Origin of the sequence: Dehalogenimonas sp. W (genome assembly GCF_037094495.1) — a bacterium.
Classification (GTDB): domain Bacteria; phylum Chloroflexota; class Dehalococcoidia; order Dehalococcoidales; family Dehalococcoidaceae; genus Dehalogenimonas; species Dehalogenimonas loeffleri.
In genome coordinates, this window is sequence record NZ_CP146612.1 from 929,337 (window position 1) to 947,040 (window position 17,704).

Consider the following 17,704-nt stretch of genomic DNA (forward strand, 5'->3'; position numbering starts at 1 on the left):
CAGGGGTAGTGAGCTTACCGGCAGATAGAGCATTCGGGATGCAGTATTTTGAAGGGCTCTGCATACGAATACCCTTGTGTGTAACCGACATGGGAATTCCACTCCTCAACATGTCGGATGACTTCGTCGGGATCAGTCATTTGGCTGGCATGCTGCCGGATGGCCTCGATTTTCCGGTTGAAAGTTGAGCTGATATCTACCCAGGTGTCCGGTTGGTCGGTGCCGAAAAGGAAAATTTCTTTTATCTGGTGTACCTCAAGATTATTGCGGAGCTGTTCCGGGAAATATCGCATGTTGCCCGAGGCCATGACAGCATCAAGGGCTGCGAACCCGACGGTGCGGTGGTCGGTATGAAGCTGGTATGGACGCCAAGGGTCCCAGGTAAGTAATGTTACTGGACGGAATTGTCTTATCAGCCTTGTCAGGTTCGCGACGAATCCCCGATTGCTCGATAGCTCACCGTCCGGGTACTCCAGGAATGTCACCTCAGCGACACCGAGTATCGCAGCTGCCTGCCGTTGTTCCGACTGTCTCATTGTTACGAGGTCTTCCTTGTCAAGTTGTTCAATCTCGGCACCTTTGCTGCCGTCAGTGCAAACCACGTAACTTACCCTTCGGCCTTCGTTGGTCCACCTGGCGATGGTGCCGCCGGCGGTGAACTCAGCATCATCGGGATGGGCAAATATGACCATCACTTTTCCATTTATTTCAGTCATTGTGTTCACGTCCGTGTTGTGCTAACCGTGTCTGTCGCTCAGTGCGTGTAATCGATGATGCGTATGGTGTCGCCGACTTTACGCTCAATCGCCGGGCGCATCTGGTCGATATGCGGGCACGCGAAGCCTATCGGGTTGCCTCTGGTGATGCATGAGGCCAGCACGATGGTATCGGCACCTCTTTTGACCATCTCCGCTGCCCGGGTTACCGCCTTCTTACCAGGACAGCCGCCACAGGTATTCACCCCGACAATTTCAATGTCCTCTTCGATTTCTTCGAACGCCAGCTTTTTGGTATCCATAACCTTAAAACAGACCGTTGCCGGACACATATCCTCGGTCTGTAAGCATCGTATCAATCCTACCTTCATTTTTCGTATCCTCAAATATTATTGAATTAAAGCTGCGTCATGCCTGATTTGCTCAAACAGCATTTCCCGCATCATGTCAAAGCACCGGACAAGCTTGGGATTAACAATCCGGTAGTAGACCATATTACCTTCCTTTCGGGAGATCAGGATGCGACGCTCCTTCATCATGGATAAATGCTGCGACAGATTTCCCACATTAAGGCCCAGCTTGTGCGCCAACTCTGACACCGACAGCTCCCCATCCCTGAGAAGGTTGATGGCCTCCAACCTTTTAGCATGCGAAAATACCTGGCACATCTCTGCGTGGTATTGGTAAATCTCGTCTTCCATATATCCCCCTATAGTACTTAAGATAATACTAAAATACTATAATACTATAACGACGAAATGCCGTCAATTTTCCGATAATCCATTGGACGAAACTCCTCTTGGTATTCCAGATGCTGAAAGGGGATTGAAAGAATAGGTCTATCATAATCCACAGAGTAAAAAAACCCGGGATAAAAAATCAAAAATTCGCCAGATTCAAAGCGAGACTGACGGATAGAAAGCAATTTCCTGGAAATTTGACATATGTTAATCCAATAGCGACCTCAATACGGACCCTGTTAACATCGTGTAATTAGACCTGAGCAGCAAATCTTGCTATATTCTGAACGATCATTCAGCGGTTATCGCAGGTGCTGCCTTTCAATCTGGACAAGTATCAGGTGCTAACGGGACTGATTTCAGTATCCCCCACAGTAGAAGGAGGTGTCATGTCAGGACAATATGAGAAGGCTTTTCTTGAATCCATTGAGCACCCAGAAGCTTTTTGGGGGAAAGCGGCTGAGCAGATTCACTGGCACAAGCCTTTCCAGCAAGTACTGGATCAGTCAAAGGCCCCTTTTTACGATTGGTTTTCCGGCGGGGAATTAAATACCTGCTATAACGCTGTTGATGCGCACGTTAACGCCGGGAGAGGCGAACAGACTGCGGTAATCTATGACAGCCCGGTTACCAATACGATCACCAAATACACTTATGCTCAATTATTGGATAAGGTAGCTAAATTTGCCGGCGTCCTGGTGAACAACGGGGTAGTCAAAGGCGACCGGGTCATTATATATATGCCGATGATACCGGAAACAGTGATTGCCATGCTGGCGTGTGCCCGCATTGGCGCGGTGCATTCCGTGGTATTCGGCGGATTCGCCCCTCAGGAACTGGCGGTCCGTATCAACGATGCCCAGCCGAAGCTTATTCTGTCCGCGTCGTGCGGCATAGAAGGCGCCCGCGTTATTGAGTACAAGCCGTTATTAGACCGGGCGATGGATTTAGCAACTTACAAACCGGATAAATGCATCATTTTTCAGCGGCCTCAGGTCCGGTCTAATCTGTTTGAGGGCCGTGATCTTGACTGGGCGGAACAGGAACAGCACGCCGAACACGTCGGTTGCACCATGGTTAAGTCCACCGATCCCCTGTATATTCTCTATACTTCCGGGACTACCGGCATACCAAAGGGGATCGTCCGGGATAACGGCGGGCATGCTGTCGCATTAAAGTGGACCATGAAGAACATCTATAACGTAGAGCCGGGTGACGTATTCTGGGCCGGGTCTGATGTGGGATGGGTCGTAGGCCACTCTTACATCGTGTATGCCCCGTTGTTATACGGCTGTACTACGGTGCTGTATGAAGGCAAACCGATTGGGACCCCCGATCCGGGCGCATTCTGGAGAGTGATTTCGCAGCATAACGTTAAAGTGTTATTTTGCGCGCCGACCGTATTGCGGGCCATCAAGAAGGAAGACCCGAACGGTGAGTACCTGAAAAAATATGATCTTGCCGGTTTCAAATATCTGTTTCAAGCCGGCGAGAGACTTGATCCGGATACGTATCACTGGGCCAGTAATCTCCTGAAGGTGCCGGTGATAGACCACTGGTGGCAAACCGAAACCGGTTGGGCGGTTGCGTCTAACTGTGTCGGCCTGGAACTCTTGCCGATTAAGGCCGGGTCTCCGACGAAACCGGTGCCGGGCTATCAGGTCGTTGTCATGGATGAAGAAGGACAGGTGCTGCCCCGGGGAAAAGAGGGCACTATTGCCATCAAACTCCCGTTACCCCCGGGCAACCTGACAACACTCTGGCAAAATGACCAGAAATACAAGGAATCTTATCTGGAGCATTATCCGGGTTTCTATCTCACTGGCGACGGAGGATATTTTGATCAGGACGGATATATCTACATCATGGGCCGGATAGATGATGTGATTAATGTTGCCGGACACCGCCTTTCTACCGGGGCTATGGAAGAGATACTGGCCTCTCATGATGAAGTGGCAGAGTGCGCCGTTATCGGGGTGGCGGACGGTCTGCGCGGCGAAATTCCTCTGGGGTTTGTGGTGCTGAAAAACGGAGTGACCAAGGCTCCCGGTATTATTGTTCAGGAACTCATAAGTATGGTTAGAGACAGGATTGGGGCTTTTGCCTATCTGCGAAATGTGGCGGTGGTAAAACGGCTGCCGAAGACCCGGTCAGGCAAAATACTGAGAAGTACGATGCGTAAAATCGCCGACAGCCAGGCTTATGTTGTTCCGCCGACGATTGATGACCCGGTAATTCTGGGGGAAATAACCAGTTCTTTACAGACAATCGGTTATGCTGCGGGCACTCAGAGATAACCGGGTGAACCTTTGGCTTAGACCTGCGCCTAAGCCAAAGGTTTATGTGTTTTATGCGGGATTACCTGGTCCGGTGTGAATGATAGCTCTTATTGCACGGGTAATGCTTTCTCAACCCTCTCAATGATTTGATTCAGTGTAGCCGACCCGTTTGCCGGATTTTGGTTTTGACAACTCACCCATTGTCGCAACTTCGCCAGAGCCAGGCCGGAGGCGATTATCTCTTTTGCCGCCTTATAGCCTTCAACGATAGTGGACGTCTGTCCGCCGAGATACAGCAGCGGGGCGGCGTTCACGGCCACCATGTCCTCCCGGGCACCACCCAGTTTGCCTGCCAGCAGTTGGACCATCATGGCGGCTTCGGTCTCAAGGTCTCCCGGTACCAGTTCGCTGTCATCGGCCTCGGCAATATTAAAATCAGATGGTGTCATGGTAAAGGTGGTAATCCGGTTATCCTTGATTTCGGCAAAAATCGTTTCACCCAGGATTGAGACTTCATCCAGTCCCAGTCCTTTACCGTTGGACCCGTGGAAAATAAGGGCGTTAGTGTAACCAATTACTTTCATGAGTTCAGCCACCGGCAGCACCATGCCATGAGCAAAGACACCGCGCGCACCGTAGTGCGGCAGCGCAGGATTAGCAAGAGACGCCGAGATGTTAAGCGTACTGCCGAAATGGATCTGCGACAGAATCCTGAATAAAGCCTGCGGGTGGATCCGGGCGCTCATGCCGTTGAAAATCCCGATGCCGCATTGCTCCACGCTGGTTTTGACCATGAGCGCCGGGCATTCCACGTCCACGCCGAGCGCTTCAACCAGATCTATGGTGCCACAACGTGAAGACAGGGCCCGGGCTCCGTGGCGAGCCATGTAGTTCCCCGCAGCTGCCGATACCAGCGCCGCTCCGGTGCTGACATTGAACGTCTTGAAAGTGTCCATGCCGGTGCCGCTGTTTTCCAGCAGCGGTTTGGGGGTGACAGGTGATGCCTTCACCGTATCCATCTCGTAAATAGCTTCCCAGGCCCCGGCCATCTCCTCAGATGTTTCGCCCTTAGCGGATAAGGCTGCCAGAAAGGCCCCCTGCTGTAAGTCCGGTTGAGAGTTCGTCATCAGCTCATCGAACATCTCCCGGGTTTCCCGGCGAGTGAGGTTGCCTTTGCCGATAAGGCGTGAAATCCGGGCACCGAATTCTTTGTTTTCCATAATATCCTCCTTATTTTTTACGCATTGAAACAGACCATAGCCCGCAGCCCCTGGTGGTCATTGGTGTGCTCAATTCCTGCACTTATTTCGTCAATACTCAGTGTTTTGGTTATCAGGTCTTCAACCGGAAAGCCGCCGGCAATCAAGTCCAGGGCGGTGGTATTTTGTGCCGGAGTGGAACCGAAGGCCCCGGTTACCTCTAATTCGCGATAATGAATCTGGTTGATATCAAACCGCTCAAAACTCAAATCTTTACTGATGCCGGCAAACAGCGATAATCGCCCGCCTTCAACCAGAAGGGGAAGCAGATTAACAACCGGCAATGCATTGGAGGCCAGAAGGATAACATTGACGCCCCGGCTGCCGGTTTCGTCTGAAATCACCTGGGGAATTCGCTCCATACCGATGTTGATGACCCTGTCCGCCTGGGCTAATTCCCCCGCCAATTCCAGGCGACGGTCATCTATCTCGGTAATAAGAATCCTGGCGGCGCCAAGATGCCTGGCCAGACGGCTGTGCAGGAGGCCCAAGGGGCCCGCTCCCAATATCAGCACCGTGTCGCCTTGCCCGACTCTGGCCTTCTCCTGGGCGTTGATACAACTGGCCAGAGGTTCGCTTAACGCGGCCTGACTGTCGCTGACATTCCGGGGGATGAGATTGACTCCGCCTGAAGTAATGGAACTCTCCTCAAGTGAAATATACTCGGCGAAACCGCCGTCAGCGGAGAACCCCATGGTCTTTAACGAAATGCAACGGCGGGGTTCGCCGCGCCGGCAGGCGGAACAGTGACCGCAACTCAACCCGGGGTATATCTGAACTCTGTCACCCGGAACAAAACAGCTATTCCGGCTTTCATCCACCACCCCGGAAAGTTCGTGACCGGGAATTCTGGGGTAAACCAATCCCTGATGGCCCTTGAGCACCATCCTGGCGTCACTGGAACAGATGGCGCAGCAGACCACCCTTACCAGCAACCCTCCAGCCGGGCAAACCGGCCGGCTGAGGTGGTTGACCGACAGCATGTTGGGGCCTGATAGAATTGCCGCTTTCATTATTTCCCCCAATAAAAAATCCCCGGACCTGTTAAGGCCGGGGATAATACAAAAATCCCCGAACCTTCTGTGGTTCAGGGATTTACCTTCTCCCGAACTTTTCCTCGCGGGCTATATGCTACGGCAGGTCTTCTGGCTTCTGGCTCAAGCCTACTTCCGGCGCCTTCCCATCTTTTTCCAGAGATAGTGGCTGCTTGCCGGGTTCGTCACCAGTTACAGCGGCGGGACCGTATCCGAATTACACGGACTTCCCTATTAAGCTCTTGCGAGCACCGTACGCCCGATATTCAATTGGAGGGCATTTTAAGTGATTTAAGGGTGGTAGTCAAGTGAACCGAATACGAACTTTTAGGAACCCCGGATTCTAGTGAACAGGAATCGGCATTGATGCAGGCCTTTTGACAAGGCTAATGGGTGAGCATAAAATATTAGTCATTAGATTCATAAGCAGGGCTGTATAGCCGGGTAGTACTTATGGAAGTCCTCCAAGGGCTTCCTTCTGTTTTCTACCCTTTGGACATTAATAAAATGATACTGGGGCTTTTTTTAACCGGGGGAGTGTTTCTTCTGCTGGCAGCCATTGCGGCTGTGTTTGGCAGGGAAACGTCCGGGCTGAAACGCCGTCAGGCATCGCTGCTCCTGATAATAACCGGGTGCCTGGCCTGGTTAATTTCGTCCGGCTTGATTTTGGCCGCGGACTCAAGCCTGTATCTGGAACTTTATCAACTGACGCCCTCGCTAACTATTTCCTTCCACCTGGACCGGCTGGCGGCCTTTTTCATCCTGATTATCGCACTGGTGGCCGTTTGCGTCGCCATTTATTCATTCAAATACATGGAACACTCCGGCACCAACCGGCAACGAAATTTCATGGCGGCAGCCATGGCTTCTTTTATTCTGGCGATGGCGTTGACCGTGGCTTCGGCCAATTTTTTCTCCTTCATTTTCTTCTGGGAAATAATGTCGTTGAGCTCTTTATTTTTAGTGCTCTACGAACGAGACCACGCGGAAACGCCCAAGGCCGGCATCTACTACCTGGTAATGACTCAGTTTTCCACTTTGTTCCTGTTGCTGGGGGCGCTACTGCTGAATCTTTACACCGGGACGCTGGACATCACCGCCGCTGAAGGATTGCTGCCGGTTAACGCCGGCATTATCTTTCTGGTTTTCCTGGTGGGGTTCGGCACCAAAGCCGGGGTAATGCCCTTTCACAAATGGCTGCCGTTTGCCCATGCCGCCGCACCATCAAATATCTCGGCACTGATGTCCGGGGTGATGCTTAAGGTGGCGATTTACGGTTTGGTGCGCCTGATTCTTGACGTGATGACGCCGGAGTTGTGGTGGGGGATGGTGCTGCTGGGTTTCGGTACTGTTTCCGCAGTCCTGGGGGTTATTTATGCCCTCAAGGAACACGACCTCAAGAAATCATTGGCTTACCATTCCATAGAAAACATCGGTATCATCGTTATCGGCCTGGGGCTGTTTATTATTTTTAGCGTTTTCGACCTGAGGGTACTGGCGGAGTTATCTCTCTTCGGTGCCTTGTTCCACACCCTGAATCATGCGATCTTTAAAAGCCTGCTGTTCATGACCGCCGGTTCTGTGGTAGTGGCGACGCATACCAGGAATATTGAGGACATGGGCGGACTGGTGAAACGGATGCCGGGCACCGCGATCATCTTTCTCATCGGCGCTGCCGCTATCTCCGCCTTGCCGCCGCTTAATGGATTTGCTTCTGAATCGATGTTGTTTCAGGCATTTCTGGGGGCTTTCCAGTTGCCCAGTCAGGTGGTGGCGATATTGCTATTTGTGGCATTGGCGGCCTATGCGTTGATGAGCGCCCTGGCGGCGGCTTGGCTCGTCAGGGTATTCGGCGCGGTTTTTCTGGCATTGCCTCGTTCAACCAGCGCCGAACATGCCCATGAAGCACCCAGAGTGATGCTGATCGGCCCGGGTATTTTAGCCGGAATATGCGTGGTGCTGGGCATCTTCAGTTATCAAATCATCAGAGGCATAGGTTTGGAGTTACCTCTGCCGGACCTGCTGCCGATAAGTTTGATTATCATTATCGTTATTTTCGGGGCGGTTCTGGCGGTGCGCCGAACCAAAACCCCGGTCAGGATTTCCGAAACCTGGGCTTGCGGTATTCATCGGCAGACTGCCAAAATGGAATACACGGCGTCGGGTTTTTCCGAGCCGATCATTACCATTTTCAGCCCGATTTTCCGCACCAGAAAGACGGCGCAACGGAAATTTGCTGATAAAGCCAGGGCTATCGTCACAGGCGGCAAGGGGGAAATCCACTCTCTGCAATTCTTTGAGGAACATATTTACCTGCCTATTGCGAAACTGACCTACCGGATTGCGGGCTTTGTTTCTCGGCTCCATAACGTGGATCTTGATGCCTTTATCCTTTATACCTTCGTGCTTATCGTTATCATGGTGGCGGTGGCGGGGTGGTGGTTGTGATGCTGGAAACGCTGATCTATGTGATTCTTAATCTGGCGTTTGTCATTCTGATATCACCGTTGGTGATGATGCTGACCAGAAAGGTGAAGGCGCTGGCTCAGGGGCGGGTGGGGCCGCCGCTGCTACAGGGCTATTTTAATTTATTCAAATTGCTTCATAAGGAAATTATCTATTCGCCGAACGCCTCGTTTATCACCCGGCTGGCGCCTTACCTGAGTTTTGGCTTTGTCATGGGCGCGGCGGCGATGGTCCCGGTAGTGTTCATACCGTCCGGCGGCCTGACCGGTAATATAATCCTGTTTCTGTACCTCCTGGTGTCAGCCAAGTTCTTCATGGCTCTCACCGGCCTTGATGCCGGTTCAACCTTCGGTGGTATGGGCGCCTCCCGGGAAATGAGCCTTTCGGCCATCATGGAACCGGTCACCATTACCGCGGTGGCAGCTCTGGCTTTCGTGCTAAAGACGATTGAGATACCGCAGATGTTTGCGCTGACGACGGCGGGTTCGCTGGCGCAGTACCCGACGCTTATCCTGATTGCCTTATCGCTGTTTATTGTTCTGATTGTGGAAACAGCCAGAATACCGGTGGATAATCCGGAAACGCATCTGGAACTGACGATGATCCATGAAGCGATGACGCTGGAGCAGACAGGTCCTAAATTGGCGCTGATGGAGCTTTCGCACGGGGTAAAACAGACTGTCCTTATGGCTCTACTCATCAACATCATCTTTCCCTGGGGGCTGGCGACCGAGCTGTCTTTTTCCGGGGTTCTTCTGTCCCTTGTGAGTTTTGCCGTAAAAGCGGCAGTTCTGGCGGTGGTGATCGGCATTTTTGAGTCGGTGCTGGCCAAAATCCGCCTGTTCCGGCTGCCCAGCTTTATGACACTGGCGTTATTCTTTTCTTTTGCCACCATCGTTTTTGAGCTGCTGGCATGAACGAATTATTATTCACCGATGACCTGATAAAAATTCTGCTGGTGCTGGTATTGGGCACCGCGGCGCTGATTATCACTCAGCGTTCGCTGTTATCTCTATTCTCCATCTATTCCGTGCAGTCGGTTTTGTTAGCGATGATTGCGCTCCTTCTCTTTTCAGAAGAGGGTTTTACCAGTTTACTGTTAATAGCGGCTTTGACTATCGTATCCAAAGTGATCATCATTCCTGTATTCCTCAAACGGTTGCTGGCAGCCATGCCAATTAAACGCGATTTAGAGTTCAACTATCTGACACCGATAGGATCAATCATTCTGTCAGCGGTGCTGTTTTTCATTGTGTACCAGGCTTTTGTCGGTTTTTCTGAAGCGCTGGATGTCAGCCGATTGTTCATTCTTGGTGCGGTCATCGGAGTGTCGCTGACCTTGATGGGTATGATGGTTATCATGAGCCGCCGGAAGGTCATTACCAAGATAATCGGTTATCTTTCCATGGAGAACGGAGTGCTGCTTTTTTCGCTGTTTATCGCCGAAATGCCCTTTATTATTGAAGTGCTGATTGTGGTGGACCTGCTGATGATTATCATCCTGTCCGCCATTCTGGCGTTCGGTATTGATTCCAGCGTGGAGGCTTTCCACAAGCGATTGAATCAATTGGGGCTGGATTTTGAGGAATGATGGATAGCCTGATTATCTTCGCCTTCGCTCTGCCGGCAACCATAGTCGCTGCTTTGTCCTTTTATTATGGCCGCCATCGGGCCTCAGGCGACCATCGCAGACTGCTCAACACACTGGTGATTGTTGAGGCCGTCTGGTACCTGGGATTGAGTTCCTGGCTGTTAATGGCTGATAACCCACGGTTTTTAATGGACAACCATTATTTGTTTATTGATACGCTGGGCGGTTATGAAGCGGTTATAACCTCTGTTTTATTCCTGCTGGCCGCAGTTTATGCCCGCGGGTATATCGCCTCGCTGTTGGATTCAGATGAAATTGAGAGTTCACTACTGGGGGTGTTTTATGCTGCCCTGGCCTTGTTACCGCTGGTAATCATAATGGGATTTCTGTCTAATAATCTGGCGCTGCTGTGGATCTTTATTGAATTATCCACGCTGATTTCCGTGGTGCTACTGGTGACGCTTAAGGCGCGGGAGAATATTACCGCTGCTTTGAAATATGTTTTTGTGACTTCTACGGCGATGCTGTTTGCCTTTATCGGCATTATTCTTTTATTCGCATTGTCCCGAGAGGTGATAGTCGGCGGCAGTCTGAACTGGACGGAACTGATGGCAACGGCCTCAACTCTTTCCCCCCGTTTGTTCAGTTTTGCCTTTGTTTTTCTGTTCATCGGGTTTGCGGCCAAATCAGGGATTGTACCTTTCCATACCTGGTTGCCGGCAGCCTATGTCCGAGCGCCTTCGGTGGTGGCGGTGATGTACGGTGCCGTCATCAACCTGGGTCTTTATGCGGTCATAAGAATCTATGCCATTGGTCGGGCAGCAGGTGACGAGGCGTTTCTCCAGCCGATACTTATTGGGTTTGGCCTTGTCAGTATTTTGATAGGGGCGCTGGCCATCATCGCCCGAACCAATACCAAGAAGCTCATCGCTTTTTCCGGGGTGGAACAGGCCGGTTTGATATTGCTGGCGTTTGGACTGAGCACACCGGTAGCGCTGTTCTGGGCTTTGTTTCATAAGTTTGGTAACGCGCTGGTCAAAACCCTGCTCTTTTTCTCCGCCGGGATTTTTCACCGGCAATACCGGTCAAACAAGTATTTTGCGGTCAAAAACCCGTTCGGTGTACAGCCACTGGCAGCCTGGGGTTTGATTGCGGGCTCTGCAGCCGCCATCGGTGTACCGGCGCTGCCGGTATTTTTGGCTAAATTCAATATCCTGACCGTAGCGGCATCGGAGTCAGTCCTATTGTTCGTGGCGGTGCTGGTCGGTTTTCTACTGACGGCTGCGGGTTTCGGGTATTACCTGATTCGGGCCTTTTCCAATGAAACCAGCGATGATGGCGTACGATACCGGACTCCACTGGCAATGAAACTGCCGATCATAGCGACGCTTGTAGCACTCTTCACCATGGGTTTGTATCTACCGGGCTGGCTGGAAACGGTACTCAATAATATCGTGATTGATCTTGGCTGGTAATGGGGCAGTAGTGAATAGTTTAACTTTAGCGATAGAGCAACAGTTAAAGAAAAAGGGATTTGTCGGCCGGTCCCGCCGCGGCCGGGGCGGTGAGGTTTACCTGACGGTCAGCGTGGTTGCCCTGGTGGAAATCACAGGGATATTGAAAAGCCGTTCGGATGTCAGGCTGATCGGTTTGTGGGCGGCGGAAAACTTTGAGGGAAGCGGAATCTCACTTTTTTATTGCTTTGAACAACGGGGCAATAACGAACTTCTGATACTGGATATTCGCCTTATTGGTAATCAGGGACTCTCCATAGCCGCCGACTTTCCCGTGGCCAGTTATTTTCAGCGGGAAATCGCCGACGGATTTGGTGTTGTTTTTGAAGGTGCTTTTGATAAACGCCGTCTGTTTTTACATGACGCCTATCCCGATGACTTTCATCCGCTCAGGAAATCAGTTAAAAATGAGAAGATTGAACCAACGGCGGTGACCCCCAGGCGGGAATACCAGTTTCGGGAATTCACCGGCGAGGGGATGTATCAGATTCCGGTAGGACCGGTGCATGCCGGTATTATTGAACCGGGACATTTCCGTTTCAGTGTTATCGGGGAGACGATATTTAACCTGGAAATCCGTCATTTCTGGAAACACCGGGGGCTGGAAAAATTGGCGGAAGGCCGGACGCCGGACGCTGCGGTGTCTCTTGCCGAGGCGGTCTCCGGTGATGAGAGCGCGGCGAACGCCTGCGCTTTCGCGATGGCAATAGAAATAATCAGCGGTGCAACGGTGCCGAAGCGGGCGAACGCGTTGCGAGTGGTAATGCTGGAATTGGAGCGGATCTACTCGCATCTGGGGGGTCTGGCCGGCATGGTGACCGACGTGGCTTACCCGATGGGGGCGGCACCGTTTTTTATCCTGCGTGAAGAGATTTTACGCTGGAACGCCGAGCTGATCGGTTCCCGCTTTCTTAAGGGTATCATAGTGCCCGGCGGCATGAGCAAGGATATCAATGAAGACCGACTACGTGATTTGGTTACTTATATGGGGACCTTTGCCAAGCGGTTGGCCACGGCTTTGAAGACTACCCACGAATCCTCTTGGGCAGTTGACCGGATGGAAACGACCGGGGCAATCAAACCTGAGTTGATTGCCGCTTTGAATCTAACCGGGCCGACGGCGAGGGCTTCCGGCGACGGCGGCGATACCCGGCTGGACCACCCTTACGGAGGATATGAATCCATTTTTCTAAAGGCGATAACCGCCGTTGAGGGTGATGTATATGCCCGTTTTCAGGTGAAAGCTGGTGAAATAAGTGAATCGGTACGAGTTATCAAGGAGTCGGTTAAAGCCGCGGGCGATGGCCCGGTCAGAGTAGATTGTGTTCCCCGTAACGGTTATGCCGTGGCACTGGTGGAGTCAGCCCGGGGGCAGAACCTGCATTGGGTCTATGTTAAAGACGGTGTAATTGACCGCTGGAAAGTGCGCACGGCATCTTTCTGCAACTGGCCGGCCATAGAACACGCAGTCATAAATAATATCGTACCGGACTTCCCGTTGATCAACAAGAGCCTGAATCTGTCTTACGCGGGGAACGATTTATGAGTATGACCGTATTGTTAAGCAATATCTTCGGTGCCAAGCCGGCGATGAGGGTTGTGCGCTCGGATGAATCGTTTGAACAGGCGGGCAAGGCCCTTAAGAGTGAGATAGCACGCGTTTTCGGCCGCAGTCTGGCGATCCGGGAAGTGGATTCCGGCAGCGATAATGCCGCTGAAATTGAACTCAATAATCTGACGACGCCTTATTATGATATTGAGCGTTTTGGTATCACCTTTGTGGCCTCACCCCGGCATGCCGATATTATTGTCGTCACCGGTGCGGTGACCGTGGCAATGGCCGAAGCGGTGCGCAAGACCTATGACGCCATGCCTCAACCGGGCTGGGTCATTGCGGTGGGTGATGATGCCTGCGGTATCGGGATTCTCAACGACAGTTATGCCGTGCTCGGCGGTGCCGATAAGATATTGACGGTGGATTTCAAGATTCCCGGTAACCCGCCGACGCCCTGCGATATAATGGTGGGATTGTTGGGTTTTATAAAAGGACTTGGTGTGTAACGACTGCCGAGCCAGGATGACCGGTGGGGATAATTAGAAGCGAAGTGCCTAATTCTGGCAGGGGCAAAAAGTGTGATGTTATCCGCATTCTAAAACCCGGGGCGACTTGTGTATTACATGTTGCTAAATATTATATTAGACTTGTTGATGACTGGAGACTGAAATTTGGAGACTCAGGAATTGCTTGGGTTTATGGGTGGTCTGATAACGACCGGTGGATTTGTTCCTCAGGTTTGGCGGCTTTTCAAACTTAAAAGTGCGGTTGAAATCAGTCTGTTTTTTACGGTGTTCTTTGTTATTGGCATTTCATTCTGGCTGGTTTATGGAATCGTAGCTGGGTTGCCATCGGTTATTCTTTGGAATTCAATAACCTTGATTCTTGGTATGAGTATGCTTTACGCCAAGGTGAAATATGGTGGCCCCATTCACGATAAGTAGCGGGTACTGATTTTGTGTCTCACAGGTGACCGCTAGCCTGTAAGTTATATTTCCCAAAGGCCACCACCATCAATATAATGTTCCGGTTATTAACCTAATTAATACCGGGTATTAGGTCTTATGCTATAATGCTGGAAAATGTAGTCCGGCAATGACCTAATAATGACATATAGGAGCACCGATACGGTGATGAAGCTTTCTATCAGGTCTAAGATTCTGGTCAGCCTGTTTGCTCTGGTGATGCTGGTTATCCTCGGATTGTACCTGTCCTCCCAGAGTGTGCTGCTGGGCAGTTACCTGGAACTGGAACATGAGGCGATGCACGTCAATCTGGAGCGGGTTGGTTTGGCGCTGGATGACGAATTGACCAAGATGGGCGTAATCAACAGAGATTGGGCTGTCTGGGACGACACCTATGGTTTTGTTCAGGACGCTAATCAGGATTTCATTGACGCCAATATGGATAACGATACCCTGAGTAACCTTGGTTTGGATTTCATGCTTTTTGTACGCAACGATGGTGAGATAGTGTATGAAAAAGTTGTTGATCTGGATACCCAGGAAGCGGTGTCACTGCCCGAAGGGATCAAAGACTACTTTCAGCCCGGCAGTCATCTGTTGCAGCACCCCGTTCCCGACCATCTTTATCGCGAAATCATTACCGTCTCCGAGGGCACCTATCTGATAGTATCCGGCCCGATATTGCCGACCAGCGGTGAAGGCGGGATTGCCGGGAGCCTGGTGTTGGGGCGTCTGATTTCGGAACGACTGATTAACAACATTGCCCACATCACCCAAATCTCCTTTACCGTTTGGGATTATTCAGCCGATGCCTTACCTGGTGATATCAGCCGGGCCAAATTTGAATTGTCTGCCGAAGATCATTTTATAGAGTCCAGCGACAGCCAGACTCTGGCCGGTTATATTGCGATTCAAGATTACAACAGCCAGCCGGTACTAATTATCCGGGTGGAAATGCCGCGCGATATTTATCTTCAGGGACAGGCCACTGTTAATTTCTACCTCCTGGCCGCCGCCCTGGCCAGCATCAGCCTGGGGCTGATTATTTATTTGTTGATGGGGCGTCTGGTCATAAGACGGCTGAGCCTGCTGGCCACTCAGGTTCAAACGGCCGGCCAAACGGGGGTATTCCCCCAAGTCAGGATGGATTCAAAAGGCGATGAAATCAGTTTGTTGTCCGGGGAAATGGCGACCACTTTTCAAAAACTGAAAACCATCAATGAAGAGCTGAGTGAGTCCGAGGAACGCTACAAGGTGCTGGTGTCCCTGGGTACTGAGTCCGGTGAGGCCATCGTCATGCTGTCGGATGCGGATCATCTGGAGGGCAGGCAGGTATTTGTTAGTGATTCCTGGGCCAGGCTGACGGGTTACACTTTCGCTGAGTTAAACAGCATGTCGTTTTTTCAGTTGGTATCACCGGAGTTTCAGCAGGATTCTCTGAACCGGCACCGACAGAAAATCCGGGGGAATAGTCTGCCGGGGTTCTTCCAGATGACCATTCAAACCAAGAATGGATCCGAAGTACCCATTGAACTCACCAGTTCCATGACCATTTACCGTGGGCAGCCGGTGAATGTGTTGTACATTCGTGACATAACCGAACGCAGACACATGGAAGAGACGCTCCGGCGGGAAGAAGAGCAACTGGAGCGATTGCTCAATGATACGGTGGAGATCATTCAGAGCGTGGCTCCGGACGGGAAGTATATCTTCGTCAACCAGGCCTGGCATGACTTGCTGGGTTATACCGCAACCGACTTGAAACGGCTTACTCTGTTTGAGGTCATTCATTCAGACAGCCTGGAACACTGCAGGGAATTGTTCAACCAGATACTGGCCGGTCAGGCCAAGAGTAATGTCAGTGCCGGCTTTCTGGCCAAAGATGGCCGGGTGGTTAATGTTGAAGGCAACATCGTACCCCGGATTGAAGGCGGCAAGGTGACGGCCACCCATGGTTTCTTCCGTGACGTGACGGAGCGCACCCAGATAGAACAAGCCCGGCGTGAGAGTGAACGGATGTATGCCACGCTGGTGGACAATTTGCCCGGGTTTGTTTACCGGTGCGCTAATGACCGGAATTGGACCATGCTTTTTGTCAGCGATGGTTGTTTGCCGGTCACCGGTTATCGGCCGGAGGATTTTATCAATAATCAGCGATTGGCTTTTGGCGATATCATTCAGCCGGACTACCGGGAAGAGATATCTCAGCAATGGGAGGATGTACTCAGCCGGCGAGAGGCTTTTGAGAAGGAATACCCCATTACCACGGCTTCCGGAGAGACCCGCTGGGTTTGGGAACGAGGTCAGGGAGTGTTTTCCGACAACGGTGAGGTTCTTTTCCTGGAGGGTTTTATTACTGACATTACGGAGCGCCGGAGCGCTGAAGCCAAAGAGAAGCAACTCCGGGACAAGGCCGAAATGTCCAGCCGCCTGGCGGCGGTGGGGGAGATGGCAGCCGGTATCGCCCATGAGATAAACAATCCCTTGACCGGTGTCATCGGGTTTTCCGAGATGCTGATGACCCGCGAAGGCCTGCCGAATGATATTCAGGAAGACCTTAAGATTATCAATGACGGCAGCCAAAGGGTAAAGGAAATCATACGGCGCATGCTGATCTTTGCCCAGCAGTCCAAACCGTCCAGTCATTTGTCAGATATTCACGAACTCATTGAAAATACTCTGGAACTGCGGAGTTATGTCTTACGGACAGCCAATATTGAGGTGGTTCGCGAGTATGCTGCTGATTTGCCGCCGATTATGGTGGATCCCGGACAAATGCAACAGGTGTTTCTCAATTTGATCGTCAATGCGGAATATGCCATGAAGAATGCTCATGATCGGGGACTGTTGACTATCAGGACGGAACAGGTGGGCCAGTGGATTCGTATTACTTTTGAGGATGACGGCGGCGGTATTCCCGCCGAGGCTAAAACCAAATTGTTCCAGCCGTTTTATACTACCAAGGAACCCGGTGAAGGTACCGGGCTGGGCCTGAGCCTGTCCCGCGGTATTATTCTGGAGCACGGCGGTACTATTGAAGAATCAGGCGAAGCAGGTGTGGGTGCCAGGTTCGTGATCACTCTGCCGATGGTGACTCTGTCGGAGATAACCCAGGCGGAGCGTCCATCCGGTGAAACAGCCCGTACCACTGCCGCTCTACGGGATTTGCAGGTGCTGGTGGTGGATGATGAATCTTCCGTCCGATCCTACGTTAAAGCGATGCTAACGAGCAGCGGTAATCGGGTGGATGAGGCGGGGGCATACCAGGACGCCATGCAACTGCTGGCGGAGCGGGATTATGAGGTCGTCCTGCTGGATATCCGCATGCCGGGTAAAAGCGGCATTGAACTCTATTCAGAGATTACAGCCCTGTACCCTCATCTTTCCCGGCGAATTATCTTTATTACCGGTGACATTTCTGATCAGGGGATAAAAGAATATCTGGAGCAGCGGGATTTGCGCTGGGTAACCAAGCCCTTTGACCGGGCCACGCTGGAACAGCGGATTGGTGAGATGTTGCAGGATACTGAATCGGGCGAAGGTTCTTCGCCCTGAGATTAACCCTCAACATTCCTATCAGGAGTG

General features: G+C 51.6%; 14 protein-coding genes and 1 riboswitch. Of the genes, 9 read left to right on the forward strand and 5 right to left on the reverse strand.

The window, feature by feature from the left end; translation table 11 throughout:
• Positions 1-14: 14 nt before the first annotated feature.
• Genes V8247_RS04845 through V8247_RS04855 form a run of 3 tightly spaced genes read right to left on the reverse strand, consistent with a single transcriptional unit; the run spans position 15 to position 1,417 of the window.
• Complete coding sequence (locus tag V8247_RS04845; protein WP_338736710.1) at positions 15-716, reverse strand: PIG-L deacetylase family protein; 702 nt, start codon at positions 714-716, stop codon at positions 15-17.
• Between the two features lie 38 nt (positions 717-754).
• Positions 755-1,087 carry a CGGC domain-containing protein gene (locus V8247_RS04850; protein ID WP_338736711.1) on the reverse strand — a complete coding sequence of 111 codons (333 nt, stop codon included), beginning with the start codon at positions 1,085-1,087 and terminating at the stop codon, positions 755-757.
• Positions 1,088-1,105: 18 nt separating this feature from the next.
• Positions 1,106-1,417, reverse strand: a complete 312-nt coding sequence (locus V8247_RS04855; protein WP_338736712.1) for a metalloregulator ArsR/SmtB family transcription factor — start codon at positions 1,415-1,417, stop codon at positions 1,106-1,108.
• A 428-nt stretch (positions 1,418-1,845) separates the two neighbouring features.
• Between V8247_RS04855 and V8247_RS04860 the strand changes: the two genes are divergently transcribed.
• Complete coding sequence (locus V8247_RS04860; protein ID WP_338736713.1) at positions 1,846-3,753, forward strand: propionyl-CoA synthetase; 1,908 nt, start codon at positions 1,846-1,848, stop codon at positions 3,751-3,753.
• An 89-nt stretch (positions 3,754-3,842) separates the two neighbouring features.
• On the opposite strand, the gene trpD is transcribed toward V8247_RS04860, so the two are convergent.
• Both trpD and V8247_RS04870 read right to left on the reverse strand, forming a co-directional pair.
• Positions 3,843-4,958: an anthranilate phosphoribosyltransferase gene (gene trpD, locus V8247_RS04865; protein ID WP_375340883.1), complete on the reverse strand. Its 1,116-nt coding sequence runs from the start codon at positions 4,956-4,958 to the stop codon at positions 3,843-3,845.
• A 14-nt stretch (positions 4,959-4,972) separates the two neighbouring features.
• Positions 4,973-6,007, reverse strand: a complete 1,035-nt coding sequence (locus V8247_RS04870) for an alcohol dehydrogenase catalytic domain-containing protein (RefSeq protein WP_338736715.1) — start codon at positions 6,005-6,007, stop codon at positions 4,973-4,975.
• 104 nt (positions 6,008-6,111) lie between these two features.
• Positions 6,112-6,299: riboswitch (cobalamin riboswitch) on the reverse strand.
• 236 nt (positions 6,300-6,535) lie between these two features.
• Here V8247_RS04870 and V8247_RS04875 point away from each other — a divergent pair.
• The 8 genes from V8247_RS04875 (at position 6,536) to V8247_RS04910 (ending at position 17,674) form a co-directional block, all read left to right on the forward strand.
• A complete protein-coding gene (locus tag V8247_RS04875; protein ID WP_338736716.1) occupies positions 6,536-8,476 on the forward strand; it encodes a proton-conducting transporter membrane subunit in 1,941 nt (646 codons plus the stop codon).
• Entirely contained in the window at positions 8,473-9,411 is a 939-nt protein-coding gene (locus tag V8247_RS04880; protein WP_375340884.1) for a respiratory chain complex I subunit 1 family protein, read from the forward strand. The genes V8247_RS04875 and V8247_RS04880 overlap by 4 nt, the downstream gene beginning before the upstream one ends.
• Complete coding sequence (locus V8247_RS04885) at positions 9,408-10,085, forward strand: hydrogenase subunit (RefSeq protein WP_338736717.1); 678 nt, start codon at positions 9,408-9,410, stop codon at positions 10,083-10,085. The genes V8247_RS04880 and V8247_RS04885 overlap by 4 nt, the downstream gene beginning before the upstream one ends.
• Entirely contained in the window at positions 10,085-11,560 is a 1,476-nt protein-coding gene (locus tag V8247_RS04890) for a proton-conducting transporter membrane subunit (RefSeq protein ID WP_338736718.1), read from the forward strand. Before V8247_RS04885 ends, V8247_RS04890 begins: the two co-directional genes overlap by 1 nt.
• Before the next feature lie 10 nt (positions 11,561-11,570).
• Positions 11,571-13,145 (forward strand): NADH-quinone oxidoreductase subunit C, encoded by a 1,575-nt coding sequence (locus V8247_RS04895; RefSeq protein WP_338736719.1) that lies wholly within the window; start codon positions 11,571-11,573, stop codon positions 13,143-13,145.
• A 2-nt stretch (positions 13,146-13,147) separates the two neighbouring features.
• Positions 13,148-13,660: a formate hydrogenlyase gene (locus tag V8247_RS04900; RefSeq protein ID WP_338739320.1), complete on the forward strand. Its 513-nt coding sequence runs from the start codon at positions 13,148-13,150 to the stop codon at positions 13,658-13,660.
• Positions 13,661-13,825: 165 nt separating this feature from the next.
• On the forward strand, positions 13,826-14,098 hold the full coding sequence (locus V8247_RS04905; protein ID WP_338736720.1) for a PQ-loop domain-containing transporter: 273 nt from the start codon (positions 13,826-13,828) through the stop codon (positions 14,096-14,098).
• 189 nt (positions 14,099-14,287) lie between these two features.
• Complete coding sequence (locus tag V8247_RS04910) at positions 14,288-17,674, forward strand: PAS domain S-box protein (RefSeq protein WP_338739322.1); 3,387 nt, start codon at positions 14,288-14,290, stop codon at positions 17,672-17,674.
• Positions 17,675-17,704: the final 30 nt, after the last annotated feature.